General features: G+C 59.8%; 19 protein-coding genes. 7 read left to right on the top strand and 12 right to left on the bottom strand.

From position 1 onward, the window contains the following. The first annotated feature begins 87 nt into the window (after positions 1 to 87). A complete protein-coding gene (locus N2601_RS08580; RefSeq protein ID WP_104823409.1) occupies positions 88 to 918 on the top strand; it encodes a response regulator in 831 nt (276 codons plus the stop codon). 204 nt (positions 919 to 1,122) lie between these two features. Then, positions 1,123 to 2,451 carry a diguanylate cyclase gene (locus N2601_RS08575; RefSeq protein ID WP_104823408.1) on the top strand — a complete coding sequence of 443 codons (1,329 nt, stop codon included), beginning with the start codon at positions 1,123 to 1,125 and terminating at the stop codon, positions 2,449 to 2,451. A gap of 19 nt (positions 2,452 to 2,470) precedes the next feature. On the opposite strand, the gene N2601_RS08570 is transcribed toward N2601_RS08575, so the two are convergent. The 3 genes from N2601_RS08570 to N2601_RS08560 form a co-directional block, all read right to left on the bottom strand. Beyond that, positions 2,471 to 3,490 (bottom strand): GlxA family transcriptional regulator, encoded by a 1,020-nt coding sequence (locus N2601_RS08570; protein WP_348632693.1) that lies wholly within the window; start codon positions 3,488 to 3,490, stop codon positions 2,471 to 2,473. A 301-nt stretch (positions 3,491 to 3,791) separates the two neighbouring features. Beyond that, complete coding sequence (locus N2601_RS08565; protein WP_104823406.1) at positions 3,792 to 3,998, bottom strand: hypothetical protein; 207 nt, start codon at positions 3,996 to 3,998, stop codon at positions 3,792 to 3,794. 74 nt (positions 3,999 to 4,072) lie between these two features. After that, entirely contained in the window at positions 4,073 to 4,318 is a 246-nt protein-coding gene (locus N2601_RS08560) for a hypothetical protein (protein WP_104823405.1), read from the bottom strand. Between the two features lie 77 nt (positions 4,319 to 4,395). On the opposite strand from N2601_RS08560, the gene N2601_RS08555 reads away from it, so the two are divergent. Then, complete coding sequence (locus tag N2601_RS08555; protein ID WP_199773475.1) at positions 4,396 to 5,337, top strand: LysR family transcriptional regulator; 942 nt, start codon at positions 4,396 to 4,398, stop codon at positions 5,335 to 5,337. Positions 5,338 to 5,354: 17 nt separating this feature from the next. Here the strand turns inward: N2601_RS08555 and N2601_RS08550 are convergent, their stop codons facing one another. The 7 genes from N2601_RS08550 to N2601_RS08520 form a co-directional block, all read right to left on the bottom strand. Continuing rightward, positions 5,355 to 7,358, bottom strand: a complete 2,004-nt coding sequence (locus N2601_RS08550; protein WP_104825125.1) for an ASKHA domain-containing protein — start codon at positions 7,356 to 7,358, stop codon at positions 5,355 to 5,357. 45 nt (positions 7,359 to 7,403) lie between these two features. Beyond that, positions 7,404 to 7,664: a hypothetical protein gene (locus N2601_RS08545; RefSeq protein WP_245463841.1), complete on the bottom strand. Its 261-nt coding sequence runs from the start codon at positions 7,662 to 7,664 to the stop codon at positions 7,404 to 7,406. A gap of 92 nt (positions 7,665 to 7,756) precedes the next feature. Then, positions 7,757 to 8,722 carry a methyltetrahydrofolate cobalamin methyltransferase gene (locus tag N2601_RS08540; RefSeq protein WP_104823402.1) on the bottom strand — a complete coding sequence of 322 codons (966 nt, stop codon included), beginning with the start codon at positions 8,720 to 8,722 and terminating at the stop codon, positions 7,757 to 7,759. A gap of 105 nt (positions 8,723 to 8,827) precedes the next feature. Continuing rightward, positions 8,828 to 9,934, bottom strand: a complete 1,107-nt coding sequence (locus tag N2601_RS08535; RefSeq protein ID WP_104823401.1) for a methylenetetrahydrofolate reductase — start codon at positions 9,932 to 9,934, stop codon at positions 8,828 to 8,830. A gap of 3 nt (positions 9,935 to 9,937) precedes the next feature. Further along, a complete protein-coding gene (locus N2601_RS08530) occupies positions 9,938 to 10,516 on the bottom strand; it encodes a methylenetetrahydrofolate reductase C-terminal domain-containing protein (protein ID WP_104823400.1) in 579 nt (192 codons plus the stop codon). Continuing rightward, positions 10,509 to 10,811 carry a virulence factor gene (locus N2601_RS08525; protein WP_104823399.1) on the bottom strand — a complete coding sequence of 101 codons (303 nt, stop codon included), beginning with the start codon at positions 10,809 to 10,811 and terminating at the stop codon, positions 10,509 to 10,511. The genes N2601_RS08530 and N2601_RS08525 overlap by 8 nt, the downstream gene beginning before the upstream one ends. A 228-nt stretch (positions 10,812 to 11,039) precedes the next feature. Beyond that, complete coding sequence (locus tag N2601_RS08520) at positions 11,040 to 11,678, bottom strand: DUF1638 domain-containing protein (protein WP_104823398.1); 639 nt, start codon at positions 11,676 to 11,678, stop codon at positions 11,040 to 11,042. Positions 11,679 to 11,698: 20 nt separating this feature from the next. Here N2601_RS08520 and N2601_RS08515 point away from each other — a divergent pair, with 20 nt between their 5' ends. Beyond that, the gene (locus N2601_RS08515) at positions 11,699 to 11,857 is read left to right on the top strand and encodes an entericidin domain-containing protein (RefSeq protein WP_104823397.1); all 159 of its coding nucleotides are present in this window, start codon (positions 11,699 to 11,701) and stop codon (positions 11,855 to 11,857) included. 66 nt (positions 11,858 to 11,923) lie between these two features. On the opposite strand, the gene N2601_RS08510 is transcribed toward N2601_RS08515, so the two are convergent. After that, positions 11,924 to 12,625: a corrinoid protein gene (locus tag N2601_RS08510; protein WP_104825124.1), complete on the bottom strand. Its 702-nt coding sequence runs from the start codon at positions 12,623 to 12,625 to the stop codon at positions 11,924 to 11,926. 262 nt (positions 12,626 to 12,887) lie between these two features. Between N2601_RS08510 and N2601_RS08505 the strand changes: the two genes are divergently transcribed. The 3 genes from N2601_RS08505 (at position 12,888) to N2601_RS08495 (ending at position 16,075) form a co-directional block, all read left to right on the top strand. Further along, complete coding sequence (locus N2601_RS08505) at positions 12,888 to 14,468, top strand: trimethylamine methyltransferase family protein (protein WP_104823396.1); 1,581 nt, start codon at positions 12,888 to 12,890, stop codon at positions 14,466 to 14,468. Positions 14,469 to 14,587: 119 nt separating this feature from the next. Continuing rightward, positions 14,588 to 15,256: a ferredoxin gene (locus N2601_RS08500; protein ID WP_445944995.1), complete on the top strand. Its 669-nt coding sequence runs from the start codon at positions 14,588 to 14,590 to the stop codon at positions 15,254 to 15,256. A 78-nt stretch (positions 15,257 to 15,334) separates the two neighbouring features. After that, positions 15,335 to 16,075 carry a phosphodiester glycosidase family protein gene (locus tag N2601_RS08495; protein ID WP_104823394.1) on the top strand — a complete coding sequence of 247 codons (741 nt, stop codon included), beginning with the start codon at positions 15,335 to 15,337 and terminating at the stop codon, positions 16,073 to 16,075. A gap of 7 nt (positions 16,076 to 16,082) precedes the next feature. Here the strand turns inward: N2601_RS08495 and N2601_RS08490 are convergent, their stop codons facing one another. After that, positions 16,083 to 17,294 (bottom strand): glycosyltransferase family 2 protein, encoded by a 1,212-nt coding sequence (locus N2601_RS08490; protein WP_158704461.1) that lies wholly within the window; start codon positions 17,292 to 17,294, stop codon positions 16,083 to 16,085. Positions 17,295 to 17,490 lie beyond the last annotated feature (196 nt).

The following is a 17,490-nucleotide window of genomic DNA, read 5'->3' as shown; positions in this document are numbered from 1 at the left end:
TATGGGAAACCAGTCGACTTAATAAATATTCAAGTGCTTTGCTGTAGAAGTTTCGAATGGGGCCGATTTCTATTAGCAGGTTTAATCATGCCATTTTTGGGTATTTCGGGAATGCAGTATTCCGGCGGCTCTCTTGCTGGAGCGCGCATTCTTCTCGCTGAGGACTCGAATGTCTTTACGTCGATGATCAGCACGAAGCTGAAGGAACTCTTCGATATCGACATCGAAATCTGCAGGAATTTCGAAGAGTTGCAGTTTGCTTACGACAAGTCGTCGGAGCCGATCCGGTTGGCGATCTCCAACATCAATCTGCCGGGGGCAGAAAAGGGCGAGGCGCTGGAATATCTGATCGATCTCAGCATCCCGACGATCGTTTTCACCGGCACGTTCCAGGAAGGCATGCGCGACGAACTGATTGCGAAGGATATTGTCGACTATATTCTCAAGGACAACATCTTCGCCGTCGATCTGCTGGCCGAGTCGATCTGCCGATTCCTGACCAATCATCGTCATCACGTGCTGATCGTCGACGACAGCGCCACGGCGCGTGCGCTGCTGTCCAGCCGTCTGAAGCGCTATAATTTCCGTGTCAGCGTCGCCGAGAACGGCACAAAGGCGCTGGAGATCCTGAAAGCCAATCGCGACATCGGCCTGATGGTTACCGACTACAACATGCCGGATATTGACGGTTTCGAACTGACGCGTCGCATTCGAGCCAGTATCGGTTCGCACGAGCTGCGCATCATCGGCGTTTCATCCTCTACCAATCGGCTCCTATCGGCGCGTTTTCTCAAGGCCGGCGGCAATGATTTCATCCTGCGGCCGTTCATCGACGAAGAATTCTATTGCCGCGTGAACCAAAACCTCGACACGCTGCTGCAGATCCAATCAATGCAGCAGGTAAAGTTGAGGGCCTGACATGGAGGAAGTAGGAACCGGGTGATGTTCAGAAATACAAAATATGAGGATAATTCATCTTCTGTACAAGATTTCTGCAATCTCTGGTTCCAATTTCTTCACGAATCCTGTTCACGATGGAGTTGAGGGGCGGGCGTTCATCTCGCTCGGGATAGGCAGATGCGACCAGCGACTGCCGGGTAGTCTGGGAGGACGTGAAGGCAAATGGTGTTCCGCGTGGATTTCCTCAGCGATGGCCGTGGTCATCGCCGCGGCAGCCAGAAGATACTTCTGGTTGAAGATTCGCGCATGTTTTCTTCTGTCCTGTCCCACCGGTTCCAAACCGAACTCGGCCTCAGCGTTACCCATTGCGGCTCGCTGAAGGCGCTGAATGAAGCGCTGGCGGAGGGGCACGGCTTCACCATGGCTGTGGTCGACCTCAATCTGCCGGATGCACCCCATGGCGAGGCTCTGGATGTCGCTATCGCTCATCATATTCCGACCGTGGTTTTCACCGCGTCCTTCGACATGGACATGCGCAACCGCATCATGGAGCGCAGCATTGTCGATTATGTTCTGAAGAACAATGAATTCGCGCTCGACAATCTCGTTTCCACCGTACGGCGCGCCATCTCCAATCGCGGCACGCGGGTGCTGGTGGTAGATGATGTCCCATCGGCGCGGCGCGTGCTGGTGGAGCTTCTGGAGGCGCAGCAGTTCAAGGTGGCCGAAGCCGGCACTGGCGTCGAAGCCTTGGCAATGCTTGACGACTATGGCGACATCGAAGTGGTGGTGACCGACCATCACATGCCAGATATGGACGGTTACGAGCTGACCCGGCGTATTCGCCACCGCTACGGTTCGGATCGGATGCGGGTCGTCGGCATCTCCTCTTCGAACGACCGTCTGTTGTCGGCGATGTTCCTGAAGGCCGGCGCCAGCGATTTCATCTATCGTCCGTTTGTGGCCGAGGAGCTGCAATGCCGCATCGCCCACAATGTCGAAACGCTGATGCAGCTCAAGCAATTGCGCGCCGCCGCAGCAAGCGACTATCTGACTGGGCTCTATAACAGACGCTATTTCTACGATCACGGCCCGCGGATCGTCAACGAGTGCCTGCGCCATCATCGGCCGACCTCGGTCGCGATCCTCGACATCGATCATTTCAAGCATCTGAACGACACCTATGGCCATGAGATCGGCGACCAGGTGTTGAAGGCCGTCGCGGGCCGGCTTCATTCCCTGTTCGAAGGCAGCGAGAACCTGCTATCGCGTCTCGGCGGCGAGGAATTCGCTATCCTGTTCACCGAGATGGATTCACGCGCTGCAACGGCTCTTTGCGACGAGGTGCGCGTCAATCTCTCCAATTTGAAGGTGAATGCGGACGACGAGGAATTGTCGGTGACCGTGTCGATCGGAGTGGCCGAGATTGCGGGCCATGAGGCGTTCGAGAACTATCTCAACGCCGCGGACCAGTTTCTCTATATGGCCAAGCACAAGGGCCGCAATCAGGTCTATTCCGACGCCAAGATGACAGAGGAAGCGGCGGAATAGCCGCCTCCGTCGGCCAAGCTCAGACGACGACGCCGGTGCGGTTGCTCGACATGGTGAGCTTGCGCTCGGCGCGCTCCTGCTGTGGCGAGCGGTTGTAGAGTTCGCGATAACACTTGGAGAAGTGCGAGGCGGAAACGAAACCGCAGGCGACCGCCACTTCCACGACCGGCATAGAGGACTGCACCAGCAGGTGACGTGCACGGTCGAGCCGGATTTCCAGATAGTAGCGCGCGGGCGAGCGGCCCATTTCCTGGCGGAAGAGGCGTTCGATCTGACGGCGCGAAAGGCCGGCATCGTCGGCGATCTCCAGCAGAGACAGGGGCTCGGCGAGATTGCTTTCCATCAGCTCGATGATCGACAGCACCTTGGCATTCTGAACACCGAGGCGCGCGCGCAGCGGCAGACGCTGGCGGTCGTGCGGGCTGCGGACACGGTCGGTAAGCTGCTGCTCACAGACGCGGTTGACAAGGTTTTCGCCGAAATCCTGGCCGATCAGGTTGAGCATCATGTCGAGCGAAGCGGTACCGCCGGCGCAGGTATAGAGATTGCTGTCGACCTCATAGAGGTCGGCATAGACTTCCGCCTGGGGGAAGCTTTCGGCAAAGCCGGGGAGATTTTCCCAGTGAATGGCGCAGCGCTTGCCGTTCAGGAGGCCGGCCTGGGCCAGTACATGCGCGCCCGTACAGAGGCTGCCGACGGCAACGCCGCGATTATACGTCTCACGCAGCCAGGCATTGACCGACTTATTGTGGAACTCCTCGACATAAATGCCCGAACAGACGAGCACCATGTTGGGCCGGTTTTCACCGCCGAGATTGCGGCGCTCGTCGGCAAGCGACGAATTGACCTCGAGGCCGATGCCGCTGGAGGAATAAACCTTCTGGCCATCTGTCGAGGCCAGTCGCCACGTATAGGCGGGGTAACCGAGCATGCGGTTTGCAATCCGCAGCGTCTCGACCGCAGCGGAAAACGGCAGCATGGTAAAATGGGGAACGAGGAAGAAAACCAGGGAACGCGTCTTAATCGGAGTCTTGCTCATATCAGGAAAATCCATGCTCCACGACCATGCCGTATTCCTTGCGTCAAATGCGTCGGCTCGATGGTCCAATAGCGACATTGGCATGGAAAATAGCGGCCGCAAAGAGATATTTGTGCAAGCTCACTAAAATTGACGCTTTAAATAAAGCGGGCGAGGCGGGTAAGCAATTTCCTGAAGCAACCAAATATATATTTCGACAATAATCAAAATAAAACCAAATACGCGTTTAGATGCATAAATGTTCGAAAGGCGACACCCGGCGTGGTTGAGCGTCGCCTTCAGAATTCAAAGCATATTGCGATCATCGCTGGACCTTGGAATTTTTGGCCTCATTGATGGCCGGCCAGCCAATGTCCTTGCGTACGTCGTCCGAAAGGGACTCGAGCTCGCGCTCGGAACGCCATTGCTGCCAGCGATCGAAGATCCGCGTGATGAACGGTACAAAAGTGGCGCTCGGCGGAAGCGAGCTATGCGTCCTGCCGGTGTGTCTATAGGTTATCGTGGTCATTTCAAGGTTCCTTCGGTTCTCAGATGCCCGAAAGGTCGCGACCTTTGCGAGCCAATATGGGGTTGCTTCACCTATCAATCAAGCGAATAGATTTTATAGCTGCCATTAGCATTCTTGAACGATCGCACGTTGGCGGGCTTCCGTTCGATGGCCGAAACTATGCGATCCGGCGGTAGGCCGCGGGCGTTGACATCGTCAATCAGATGCGCCGGGAAACGCGTTGCGATGTCATCGAGCGTGTGCTGCGCGGTGCGTTGAATTTCGCGGGCGCGCATGAGGTTGAACAAGCGAGAAGCCTCGCGAAGTGCTGTGCCAGCCATGGTCTTGCTCCTTTCGGCTGCCTCTATCAATTCCGTTAGACCTAATATGGTGCTTCGTTGACATTCAGACAAATGAAATGATATGGTGCTTAAAATCAGAAAAATTGAAGGATGCCGTTATGACCGTACCGTTTCGCCGGCCCATACCGTTGCTCGACAATGAAGTTCTGCGCACCTTCGTCGCCATTGCCGAAACCGGCAATTTTTCGACCGCCGCCGATGCGGTCTATCGCACGCCGTCCGCCGTCTCGATGCAGATCAAGAAGCTGGAAGAGCAACTCGGCGTGACGCTGTTCCTGCGCGACGCGCGTTCCGTCAGCCTGACGCAGCATGGCGAAATGCTGCTTTCCTATGCCCGCAACATCCTGGCTCTATCCAACGAGGCCGTGTCGCGCTTCATCATGCCGGAGCTTAGCGGCGTCGTGCGGCTTGGCGCGCCCGACGATATCGGTGAGCGCCTGCTGCCGAGCATTTTGAGGAGTTTTTCGGAGAGTTATCCGGGCATCATGGTCGATGTTACCGTCGACATGAGTCTTCAGTTGAAGAAGCGCATCGAGGAGCAGCGGCTGGATTTGGCCCTGATCAACTGCGCGACGCGGCCTTTCCCGACCGATGGTGAGGTTATATATACCGAGCGCTTGGTCTGGGCCGGCGCAAAATGCGGTACGGCTTACCGCCGCGATCCATTGCCGATCTCGATTTGGGAAGACGGCTGCATCTGGCGATCGGAAGCCTTGGCGCAACTAGAGCGGCACAAGCGGCCATATCGTGTTTCCTACCTCAGCGCACATACGATGGCGCAGCGCGCCGCCGTGGTTTCGGACTTGGCGGTGGCGCCGTTCCCGCGCTCCTACGTCACGGAGGACATGGAAATCCTTGGGCAGAATGAGGGGCTGCCGGAACTCACATCCTTCGACATTCGCCTGCTGACGGCATCGCAGATGACAGGGCCGATGAAGGCGGTGGCCGACAGCATCCGGCAGGCGTTCATAGAGATCGGGCGGAAAATGGCCGCATAACCACTGCCGGTCGCGTATTACTCGCGGCTGCGGCGGCGTCTGCGGCCGCCGCCTTCGCCGCTCGCATCATCAGCAAGTTGCTTGCGTTCCGGCAATGTCACGACCTTCGACAGTTCCGGGAAGGCGTCGACCTTGTTCGGCAGGGCCATGGCGTGAACGAAATGCTCCTGAAACTTTGATTCAAGCGCCGTCTCTATCTTCTCGATCTTGCTGACGGTTTCCTCGATTTCGCGGCGGTGGCCGCGGTTGAGGAGCGCCATGCGCGCGCCCGTGCCGGCGGCGTTGCCGACTGCCTTCACCTTGTCGAGGACGCAGTCCGGGATCAGGCCGAGCACCATGGCGTATTTCGGGTCGATGAAGGTGCCGAAGGCGCCGGCAAGGCCGATGCGGTCGACATGGTCGACGCCCTGCTTGTCCATCAGCAGCTTGACGCCGGCATAAAGGGCGGCCTTGGCGAGCTGAATGGCGCGGATATCGTTCTGCGTCACTGTGATGCGGGGTTCGCCGTCGCGCACGAGATAGGAGAAGGTGCGGCCGTTCTGCAGGATGCGCGGCGAGCGTGCCATCATGCTGCCGTCGACGACGCCATCTTCGGAGATGATGCCGGTCAGGAACATCTCGGCGACCACCTCGATGATGGCCGAGCCGCAAATGCCGGTGACCCCGACTGTGGCCGCGGCCTCCGCAAAACCGGGTTCGTCCGACCATGGTTCGATGCCGATGACACGGTAGCGCGGCTCCAGCGTGATGGGATCGATCCGAACGCGCTCGATGGCGCCGGGAGCGGCGCGTTGGCCGCTGGAAATCTCGGCGCCTTCGAAGGCTGGGCCGGTCGGTGAGGAGGCTGCGACGACACGATTGCTATTGCCGAGCACGATTTCAGCGTTCGTGCCGATATCGACCAGCAGCATCATTTCGTCCTGCCGGTGCGGCCCTTCGGCCAGCGTTGCCGCGGCAGCATCGGCGCCAACATGGCCGGCGATGCAGGGCAACATATAGATGCGTGTGCCGGCATTCATCGGCAGGCCGACGTCAGTCGCGGTCAGATGCACGGCGCCGGAGACGGCGAGGGCGAAGGGCGCGCCGCCGAGCTCAGTCGGATCGATGCCGAGGAAAAGATGGTGCATGATCGGATTGCCGACGAAGACGGCGTCCAGAATGTCCTGGCGCGATACGCCGCCATCGGCGCAGACTTTGTCGATCAGTCCGTTCAGCGCTTCGCGCACGGCGTTGGTCATGGCGCCGCGCCCGTCCGGATTCATCATCACATACGAAACGCGGCTCATAAGATCTTCGCCAAAGCGGATCTGCGGGTTGGACGCGCCCGCGGATGCCACCGTTCGGCCCGACAACAGCGAAGAGAGATGCATGGCGATCGTCGTCGAGCCGATGTCGCAGGCAATCCCGTAGGCTTCATTCTTCAGGCCTGGATAAAGCGCGATCAGGCGCGGATGGTCGCCCTCCTGATCCCGGTGGATCGCGGCCGTAACCTTCCACTCGCCCTTGCGCAGAATCGATTGCAGCTGCGGGATGATATGGAAATCGACTTCGAGATTGTCGTATTTCCAGTCGGCGGCCAATGCGGCTTTCAGCCGGTCGAGATCGCCGGATGGTTTGTGCATGTCCGGTTCTTCGACCTCGACGTAGCACATATGCACGGCCGTATCGCGGGCGATGACGCGTTCGTCGGCGGCCTTGCGGACCACCTGCGCGTTGATCACCGTATCCTGCGGTACGTCTATGACCAGATCGCCCTGGATCAGGGCCGAACAGGAGAGGCGGCGCCCATCCGGCAAGTCGCGGACTTCGGCGTAGCGCCTTTCCTTGGGGCCGATCGGCGAAAGATGGTCGTTGGCGGAGACGATCTTATGTTTGGCGAAATTGCCTTCCTGCACGGACACCTGGCAGCGTCCGCATGTCGCGCGGCCGCCGCAGACGCTCTCAACATAGACACCAAGCTGCCGTGCTGCCTCCAGCACCGGTGTGCCGACCGCAAAACGGCCACGCTTGCCGGAGGGCATGAAGAGGACGAGGGGATTCGTGCTGTCGCTGGCTTGGGCCACGGATCAGTCTTTCTGTCTGGTGAGGCGGCGCACGTTCGAGCGAACGCGCGCGCTGTAAGGCTTGACGGCGGCTTGGGCCACCGCATCGGCAGCGCGACGCGATGAGGCGCTGCCGCCCTTTGCCATTGCTGTTATCGCCATGACGCTCTGTTGGGTGATGGCTATGTTGGCGGCGACGGCGCTTTCCGCCGCCGCCATCATCTTTTCCGAGATCATCCGGTTGAATTCCGCGGTGTTCAAAGTACCGCCGGTCATCGCTGCCATCCATATTTGCTGCGTGCGCATTGCAATTACGATGGGCGCCTGGAGCCACAACGTCGCAAGATCGTTGGAAAGCCGGCTGCTCGGATACATCGTTATTCCCTCGCTGCGCTTGCCCCAGCGCGGGCCGCGCGTCCACCACGCCGACCGCCGCCCGCTGCCGGCGCCGCCGTGGCTGCTGCTGCCGCGCCACCCTCTGCCGGCTTATAGTCGCGATAGGTCATGATCCAGTTGGTGCAATTCGCGTCGGTGCCGTTCAGCACGTTGGCGGCGCGCACGGCTTCCATTTCCTGCGGGCGGCACGGGTTCATGATCGCCGAGGTCATGCCAGCACCGATCACCATCGGGATGAAGCCGGCGTTGATGCCATGGCGGTGCGGCAGGCCGAAGGAAATGTTGGAGAGGCCGCAGGTGGTGTTGACCTTCAGCTCGTTGCGCAGGCGGTGTAGCAGCGCGAAGACCTGACGGCCGGCGTCGCCCAGCGCACCGATCGGCATGACGAGCGGATCGACGACGATGTCATGCGGCTTGATGCCGTGATCCATGGCGCGTTCGACGATCTTCTTGGCGACGGCGAAGCGAACATCGGGGTCCATGGAAATGCCGGTCTCGTCATTGGAAATGGCGACGACGGGCACGTCGTACTTTTTCACCAGCGGCAGGATGGCCTCGAGCTTCTCTTCCTCGCCGGTGACGGAGTTGACCAGCGGCCGGCCCTTGGCGACCTTCAGCGCCGCCTCGATAGCGGCCGTCACCGAGCTGTCGATCGACAGCGGCACGTCGACGAGGCCCTGGACGATTTCCAGCGTCTGCACCAGCAGGCCCGGCTCGGTCTCGTTTGGGTTGACCGAGGTGACGCCAGCGTTGACGTCCAGCATGGTTGCGCCGGCGGCCACCTGTTCCAGCGCGTCCTTGATGACCGTATCGAAATTGCCTTCGATCATCTCGGCGGCCAGCTTTTTGCGCCCCGTCGGGTTGATGCGTTCGCCAATCACGCAAAAGGGTTGGTCGAAACCGATGATGATTTCGCGAGTGGCTGAAGCAACGATGGTGCGCGTCATGTCTGATCCTTTGGTCAGTTGGCCCGATAGGGGTGGTCTATCGTGCGATGATTTCGGTTACAAGCCAGGCCGGCTCCTCCGCGGGCCTGTTGCGAATATTCTCGTTCAATGCGTCTGGTGCGGCGGATGATGGGCGGCGGCTTCGGCCATTTGCTGCTGGTTCTCCTCCATGCCGCCGCGGATATGCTCCAGCCGCTCGGCGACGAGGTCATCGGTGCGGCTTGCCTCGTGCTTCCAGGGCTGGCGACCTTTCAGGACGCCCGATTCATGTACCATCTCGGCGACATATTCTTCCTGGCGATAAGCCATGACATGGATGCCGGAAACGCCCACGATCTCCTTCACCTCGTTGATGATGTCGATGCAGAGCTGCTTGCCTTCCTTCTTCTGATCCTGAGCACCTTCGAGGCGCTTGATCACGGCGTCCGGAATATGCACGCCCGGCACGTTCGAGCGCATCCAGCGCGCGGTTTTGGCGGAAGCCAGTGGTCCGACACCGACGAGGATGAAGCATTTCTCATCCAGACCGAGATCCCTGACCTTTTTCATATAGTCGCGGAACATCGGCACGTCGTAGCAATACTGGCTTTGAACAAACTGCGCGCCGGCCTCGATTTTCTTCGCCAGGCGATAGGGCCGAAAGTCGTAGGGCGGCGCAAAGGGATTGATAGCTGCGCCGAGAAAGACTTTCGGCGGAGACGTCAGCTTACGGCCTGAGAGGAACTTGGCGTTGTCGCGCATGATGCGCACGGTTTCGAGCAGCGACATGCAGTCGAGATCGAAAACCGGTTTGGCGCCCGGCTGGTCGCCGGCCTGAACGCCGTCGCCGGTCAGGCACATGATGTTGCAGACGCCCATGGCGGCAGCGCCCAGCACGTCGCCTTGAATGGCGATGCGGTTCTTGTCGCGGCAGGCGATCTGCATGATCGGCGCATAGCCCATGCGCGTCAGCAGCGCGCAGATGCCGACCGAGGACATGTGGCAATTGGCGCCGGAGGCATCGACCGCGTTGATCCCGTCCACCCAGCCATCGAAGATCGAGGCGCGTTCGTAGACGTCTTCGGGGTTGGCGCTGTCGGGCGGGTTCAGCTCTGCCGTGACGGCGAACTCGCCGCGACGCAACACGCGCTCCAGTCGCCCAAGCGAGGAATGGCCGGGCAGGGGATCGAGCGGCAGATGCGCGCCAAGCGGATTTTCATCAATATGCGCCATCGATCAGGCTTCCTTCTTCGTCGCTTCGCGCGCTGCCGCAGCTTCCGCCGTCACGCGCAGCCACGAGGATGTTTCGCGCAGCGACTGGTTCACCGGCTTCTGCACATTCAAGATCGCGTCCCCATTGACCATGTTGCGCGAGCCGTTCCAGGCCTGCACCCAGACGCAGGGCATGTCGGGCTCGACTTCGCAATTGCCATTGGCGCGCACGCCGCCACAAGGTCCGTTGCGCAACTGCTTCGGACAGTTCATCGGACAGGACATGCCGGTCGACGACAATGCGCATTGGCCGCACATGCGGCAATCGAAGAGAAAACCTTTCACATTGCGCTCGATCACGGTGATCGGCCGTTCGACGCGCCCATAGCCGATCGCCTTCCAGAGCGGATGCAGCAGGAGGAAGGCGTCGGCGAAGCGATGATAAAACCACTCGAGGAAGCGCGAATGACGCACGGCCCAGAGACGGACGGTGTATTTGCGACGGGCGCGGCGGTTCGGCGAAACACCTGATGGCGTATAGGCGCCGCTGGCTGCCTTCGCACCCGCTGCGGCATTGCCGGGTTTCTGGACAGCATCAGCCATTGTCACGGCCTCCGGCCTTCACCAATGCCACCAGGCGCTCGCGATCATAGGCGGCTTCGAGTTCGCTTGCGGCGCTGTCTGCCTCTGCCTCCAGATCGTCGGAAACCGGCACGGGATCGGCCTTGCGCCATTCGGCCAGATAATCGTCGGTCTCGGCGGCGCCGGTGCGCATGGCGCACATGTCGATCGCTTCAGTGAAGCGCAGTGACAATTCACGCTTCGCCGTTTGCCGTCCTTTCTTGATGATGACCTGGGCAGGAATGTCCCGCCAGTAGACGACAATGCGATCTGCCATGCAAAATTCTCCTCTTTGTACAAGAATGCACGTCCGCCGGTCTGGGGACTGCGCTTGCGGCGACGCGGCCCATGCCAAAAAACGACGCGGTATCGAAACCGCCTCCTCAACCGCAACCTCTAGTCACCTATAAGTGACATCGTCTTGTTTTTCGGTGGAATTCGGGGCTTTCAGCATGGCCGCGTCCAGGGGCGGCCGCAAGTGGGCAGGCTGAAAACAATGTCGTAATCAGACCGCCAGCAATTCGCGGGCGAGATCGCCATAGCCTGTGAAGCGGTATTCGTAGTCGAGGCCGAGATAGGCTGCCGCCGCCTTCGCCTTTTCCTGAAGCGCCGGATCCTCTTCCTGCGAGAGATAGACGACCTTCCGGTAATTGCCGAAATACATTTCCTTCAGCTCCGGGTGCCGGTCGAGGCCGAGGGGCACGATGACGAAGGCTTCGAACTGGCGGGCCAAAAAATCGGTGAGGAAAAACGAGGTGATGTCGTCGTCGCGGGCGGCAAAAGCGTCGTTGCCGCTGAAGAAGGAATAGCAGTGCGGGCCGGAGAGGCGCTCGATACCTTCGCGCTCGCAGATCCTGTCGATATCGCCACCCGTGCCGCAATCGGCATAGCCAATAAAAATCTTCTCGAAGCCGCGCGAGCGGGCATTGGCAATCGCGTCTTTAAGCGCGGGCGCGATCTTCTGTGGATAGGAGTGATAGATGGCGGGAAGACAGTGCAGGTCGATATGATCGAGGCTATTAATTCTGGCGATCGCCAATATTTCGCGCGCGATTGCACCGCACGCGATCACATGAACCTTTTGCGCGATTGTGCGTTTATCTCGCGGAGTCGTTGTCTCCGCCTTTTGTCGATCAATATCCATTTCCGAAAGGGCTTCCGATCATGACTACACCGACACTGACCAAAATCGCCGCCGCCTGCGCGATCCTCATGGCACTCGCTTCATGCGCCAACACAATTCGCGGCATGGGCAGAGATAGCGCCAACGCCGTCAACGCGACCCAGGATGCCGGCCATAAGGTCAAAAAGGCGGCTCAATAACTGATTTGGTGTGCCGATCGGCCGGCGGCAACCCTGTGGATGCCGCCGCCTTGACATTCGTCGTGATTAGGCGCTGGCAGCGTGGCTGTTGTGCTTGCGCTTCATAAAGTCCTTGGCGGTTTCGACCGCGACGGCCGCGTCACGGCAGTAGGCATCGGCACCGACCGCCTTGCCGAACTCTTCGTTCAACGGCGCACCGCCGACGAGGACCACGTAATCGTCCCGCATGCCCTTTTCCTTGAGCGTGTCGATGACAACCTTCATGTAGGGCATCGTCGTCGTCAGCAGCGCCGACATGCCAAGAATATCAGGCTGTTCACGCTCGATGGCGTCGAGATAGTTTTCGACCGGATTGTTGATGCCGAGGTCGATGACATCGAAACCAGCGCCTTCCATCATCATGCCGACGAGGTTCTTGCCGATATCGTGAATGTCGCCCTTGACGGTGCCGATCACCATCTTGCCGAGCTTCGGCGCACCGGTCTCGGCCAGCAGCGGCCGCAGGATCGACATGCCGGCCTTCATCGCATTGGCGGAAAGCAGCACTTCGGGAACGAAGAGAATGCCATCGCGAAAGTCGATGCCGACGATGCGCATGCCTTCGACAAGCGCCTGGGTCAGGATATCGTAAGGCGTCCAGCCACGTTCGAGGAGGATATTGGTCGCTTCCTCGATTTCCTCCTTCAGTCCGTCATAGAGGTCATCGTGCATCTGCTGCACGAGTTCCTCGTCCGAAAGTTCCGCGAGAATGATTTCATCGTCAGACATGCGCTCCATCCCGTTTTCGTGCGATGCATCAGGGGTTTGTATAAAACACTGCTATCATTACCGATAGACCCGAAGCCTAACAAAACCCTTTTCGAAAGCGACGTAGTGCAGATAAATCGCGACGGATGGACATGAAGCAATTTCGCCCCACCCATGTCTGTCCTATGCTAGTCGCTGGCGCATAAAGGAATGTCCGTGCGACGGAATCGGGTAGCATGGGGCAATGTACAGACGCATTCATGCGCAAGAGTGAGGAAGCATCATGGACGATATGATTGAGCAACCGGCCGCAGGCGGCGATGGTGGCGGACGGCGTTCGCGCGGCGAGGGCAGGGGTGCGGCCGCGCGGCGCGCATCGCGCAGCGGCGGCGGGCCAGGTCCGTCGCTTCCATATATTACCCGCAAGATCGGCGTCTACGAAGTATTGGACGAAGAGGGCCTGCAGCTTATCGAGCGCAATGCCGATAAGGTGCTCGAGGAAATCGGCATCGAGTTTCGCGACGATGCGGAAGCGCTGGCGCTCTGGAAGGAAGCCGGCGCCGACGTCAAGGGGCAGCGGGTCCATTTCCCGAAGGGGCTTTGCCGCGAACTCTTGAAGACCGCGCCGAAGGAATTCACCTGGAATGCGCGCAACAGCGCCCGCAACGCCCATGTCGGCGGCAAGGGGACGATCTTCGCGCCGGTCTATGGCCCGCCGTTCGTCCGCGATCTCGAAGGCAATCGCCGTTACGCGACGATCGAGGATTTTCGCAATTTCGTGAAGCTCGCCTATATGGCGCCGTCGATCCATTCGTCGGGCGGCACGGTCTGCGAGCCGGTCGACATTCCCGTCAACAAGCGCCATCTCGATATGGTCTACAGCCATATCAAATATTCCGACAAGCCGTTCATGGGCTCGGTCACTGCGCCGGAACGCGCCGAAGACACAGTCGCCATGGCGAAGATCGTCTTCGGCGATGATTTCGTCGAAAACAATTGCGTCACGCTGAACCTGATCAACGCGAACTCACCGATGGTGTTCGACGAGACCATGCTCGGCGCATTGAAGGTCTATGCGCGCCACAACCAGGCTTCTGTCGTTTCGCCCTTCATCCTCTCCGGAGCGATGAGCCCGGTGACGGTTGCCGGTACGCTGACGCAGATCCTGGCCGAAGTTCTGGCCGGCGCTTCCTTCACGCAGTTGATCCGCAAGGGATCGCCGGTGCTCTACGGCACCTTCGCTGCGTCCATCTCCATGCAGTCGGGCGCGCCGACCTTCGGCACGCCGGAACCATCGCTGGTTTCCTACGGTTCGGCCCAGCTTGCCCGCCGTCTCGGCCTGCCGTTCCGTACCGGCGGTTCGCTCTGCGCCTCCAAGGTGCCGGATGCGCAGGCGGCGCATGAATCGGCCAACACGCTGAACATGACGCTGCTTGCCGGCACGAATTTCGTGCTGCATGCCGCCGGCTGGCTCGAAGGCGGCCTCGTCTCGTCCTACGAGAAGTTCATGATCGACCAGGACCAGCTCGGCATGATGCAGAAAATGGCCGAGGGCGTCGATCTTTCGGAAAATGGCCAGGCGCTGGATGCGATCCGCGAAGTCGGTCCCGGCAGCCACTATCTCGGCTGCGGCCATACGCAGGCCAATTTCCAGACGGCCTTCTACCGTTCGGCACTGGCTGACAATAACTCCTTCGAGCAGTGGGAAATTGAGGGCCAGAAGCGCGTCGAGGAACGTGCCAATGCGCTTTGCCGCTCCTGGCTCGACCACTACGAAGCACCGCCGCTGGATCCTGCGATCGATGAGGCGCTGCTGGCCTACATCCAGAAGCGTAAGGATTCGATGCCGGACGCTTTCACCTGAAGAGAGCCCGAGGCCGCCAGGGAGCAAGGCGGCGCGGTACGCGTCGCCGATCTGATTCAGAAAGAGGTCTGGCGGCCGCACTATCAATATAAGGGGCCGCGATGAGCGGCGGCTCCGTCATGGTTGATGAACTCCGTGCGGCGCTTGCTCCGCACGGAGTTTTTGTTCGCGGGACGGTTACCTTCGGCGAAGGTGAGGGGCCGCTACTAGCCGATGGGATGCCGGCGAGGAGCGTGATCCTGCTCGGCAATATCGGCGGCTCGATCTGGGAGCCGTTTTCCCGGTGGCGGCAATCGTCCGAAAGTGCCGACCGCAACGATCCGCTGGACGAGTGGTCGAAGGCAGTCATACGGCCTATCGCCGCAGCATTCGAGGCGACAGCCTATTTCCCCTCCGATCCGCCGTGGCAGCCCTTTCAGCGATGGGCAATGCAGGCGGAAGGTTTGAAGGCATCGCCGCTCGGCATCCTGATCCATCCGGACTATGGCCTATGGCACGGCTATCGCGGTGCGCTCGGGTTTGCCGCTGTGATTGAAGAGGCAAGGATGGCCGTTGCGCATCCCTGCGACCATTGTGCCGAAAAGCCGTGCCTGACCGCCTGTCCCGTCGACGCCGTTGCGTCCACCGGCTTCGATGTTGCGGCCTGTCGGTCGCATCTGCGCACGGACACAGGGAAAACCGGCTGCATGGCTGGTGGTTGTCTCGCGCGCAATGCCTGTCCGGTGGGCTCGGCCTACCGCTATTCGCAGGCGCAGCGCGCCTTTCACATGGCGGCACTTAAGCCCTAAAAAGACGAGCAATTTCCTTCTTTTGCCGCATTTCCATTGCGCTCTAATGTTTGAGAAATTCGCAGCGGAGTTGTGCGCTTGATCCGATTGCTGATAGCCCTTGCCCTGCTCGCCTGCGCCACCACGGCTTTTGCCGATGAGGCCTGCCGCAAGGTCCTGCATCTCGGCGACAGCTACACGGTCTGCACCTTCGATCCTGCCATCGACGGCATCCGGCTCTATCAGAACGACCGTAGCGGCAAGCCCTATGGTTCGTTCCGGGCGCTGGAAGACGATCTGCGTCAGGACCGCATCTATGTTCGATTTGCCATGAATGGCGGCATGTACCGGGACGATCAGTCGCCGGTGGGCCTCTATATCGAAGAAGGTAGGCAGCAGAGAGCGATCAACGTCAACAAGGGATGGGGCAATTTTCATCTGCTGCCGAACGGCGTGTTCTACATTCAGCCGGGCCATGCCGGCATCATGGAGAGCAAGGCCTTCGTGGCTTCCGGCATCAAGCCGTTCTACGCAACGCAATCCGGCCCGATGCTCGTGATCGACGGCAAGCTGCATCCGTCGTTCCTGGCAGACAGCACCAGTTTCAAGACACGCAACGGCGTCGGCGTTTCGGCGGACGGTAAGGTGATCTTCGCCGTGTCCGACGGCGCCGTCCGCTTCCACGATTTCGCGACCTTGTTCCGTGACGATCTCGGCTGCGCCAATGCTCTCTTCCTCGACGGCAGCATCTCCAGCCTCGATATACCGGAATGGCAGAGACGGGACGAATTATTCCCGCTCGGCCCGATTATCGCGGTCACGGCGTTGCTGCCGGACTGAGGAAGCCTCAAACGAACTGTTCGATATAGGTGAGAATATCGAACAACCCATCCTTGGGACCGGGATTGGCCGGAAAGTTCTGGGTGAAGCGAAGGAAAGCCCTTGGCTTGTCGGACCTATCGAGTTGCGGAGCTTCCCGGCTTAAGCGTTCCCGGATCGATGGCGGCAGAAGATTGATCGTCGTGTCGTCGACGATCGGCTCGACAATCACTGGTTCGCCATTGAATGCGATTGCTTCCGTTGCGGCGGTCGCGATGCCGGCGAGCTTGCGGATCTGATCGTAGGATTCCGGCGGCAGCGGCGCGGGATGATAGGCCGCCATGCGATGATACATGATGTAAGCCTCGACCCAATTTTGCGCGTTGACATGCAGGCGCATCGCAACCGCCTGACGCTGCAGCATGAATTGCGTGATGCGCTGCATTAGAGACGTCCGGTACTCGGCGGGAAGCCGGCCGTCGCGAAGAGCTTGCGAGGCAAGATATTCCAGGCCGCCCCTGTAGCTATCCCACTGGAACATGCATTCCTTGTTACCCTGCTGCAGGCGCGGGTCATCGGAAACTGCCGTCACGCGCGCGAAGGGTTCCGGCATAAAGAGGATGTCGGCCTTGTCGAGCGCGCGGGTCGTATAGAGAAATGCCCAGAAGATGAAGGGCGTCGGGCTGGAGATGGCCTTGGCCAGAACATCGCGCCTGATGATCATGAACTCTGGGAAGACGTGCCGCTCCAGAATGAATTCCAGCATCGAATGGAAATCGCCCTTCGCGTGACGCGTCGGGTAGGGCAGGTGATAGAAGGGTTGCATGTCACCGCCGCTCGGCCGTCCATCGACGAGCATCCACGGCGCCTGCACCATGCCGATCCGCTGGTCGTCCGTCATCAAGCGGATATATTCGACGACTTTTTCCGGAATGAGCAGGTCATCGTCCCCAAGGAAAACCGCGTATTGGCCGCGGGCGCGCTGCATGGCGAAGGCATAGTTGCTGAGAAAACCGGCATTGCTTGCGCGCCGGTAGGCATTGATTTCCGGATGATGCGAGATGGATTGCACATACGCAGCGGTATTGTCGGTGGAGCAGTCGTCGACGATCACGATCTCGAAGGAAATGCCGAGCCGGCGAAAGGCCTCCAGGTGGAAGCTTACATTGCGCTCAAGCATGAACTGCCGATTGTAGGTCGGAACGCAGATCGAAAGGACGGGGGATTCAATAGAGGACATCGACTTCTCCAGGGGCATCGGCGCGATTCGGAGCGCAAGCTTCGCCGTTGGATAGGAGAGATTGCTTTCGTGGGGCTGTCCTTGTCCGCCCTTGACCCCCTTAAGCCGTGCCGCACGGGGCATCGATCCAACCACGACATCTCTCAGACAGCCTGACGCAAGCCATGGCTGGAATCCTGTGCGCAGTGGGTGGGGT

Origin of the sequence: Rhizobium sp. CB3060, assembly GCF_025200735.1 — a bacterium.
Lineage (GTDB): Bacteria > Pseudomonadota > Alphaproteobacteria > Rhizobiales > Rhizobiaceae > Rhizobium.
This window is presented reverse-complemented; position numbering and strand designations above follow the sequence as displayed.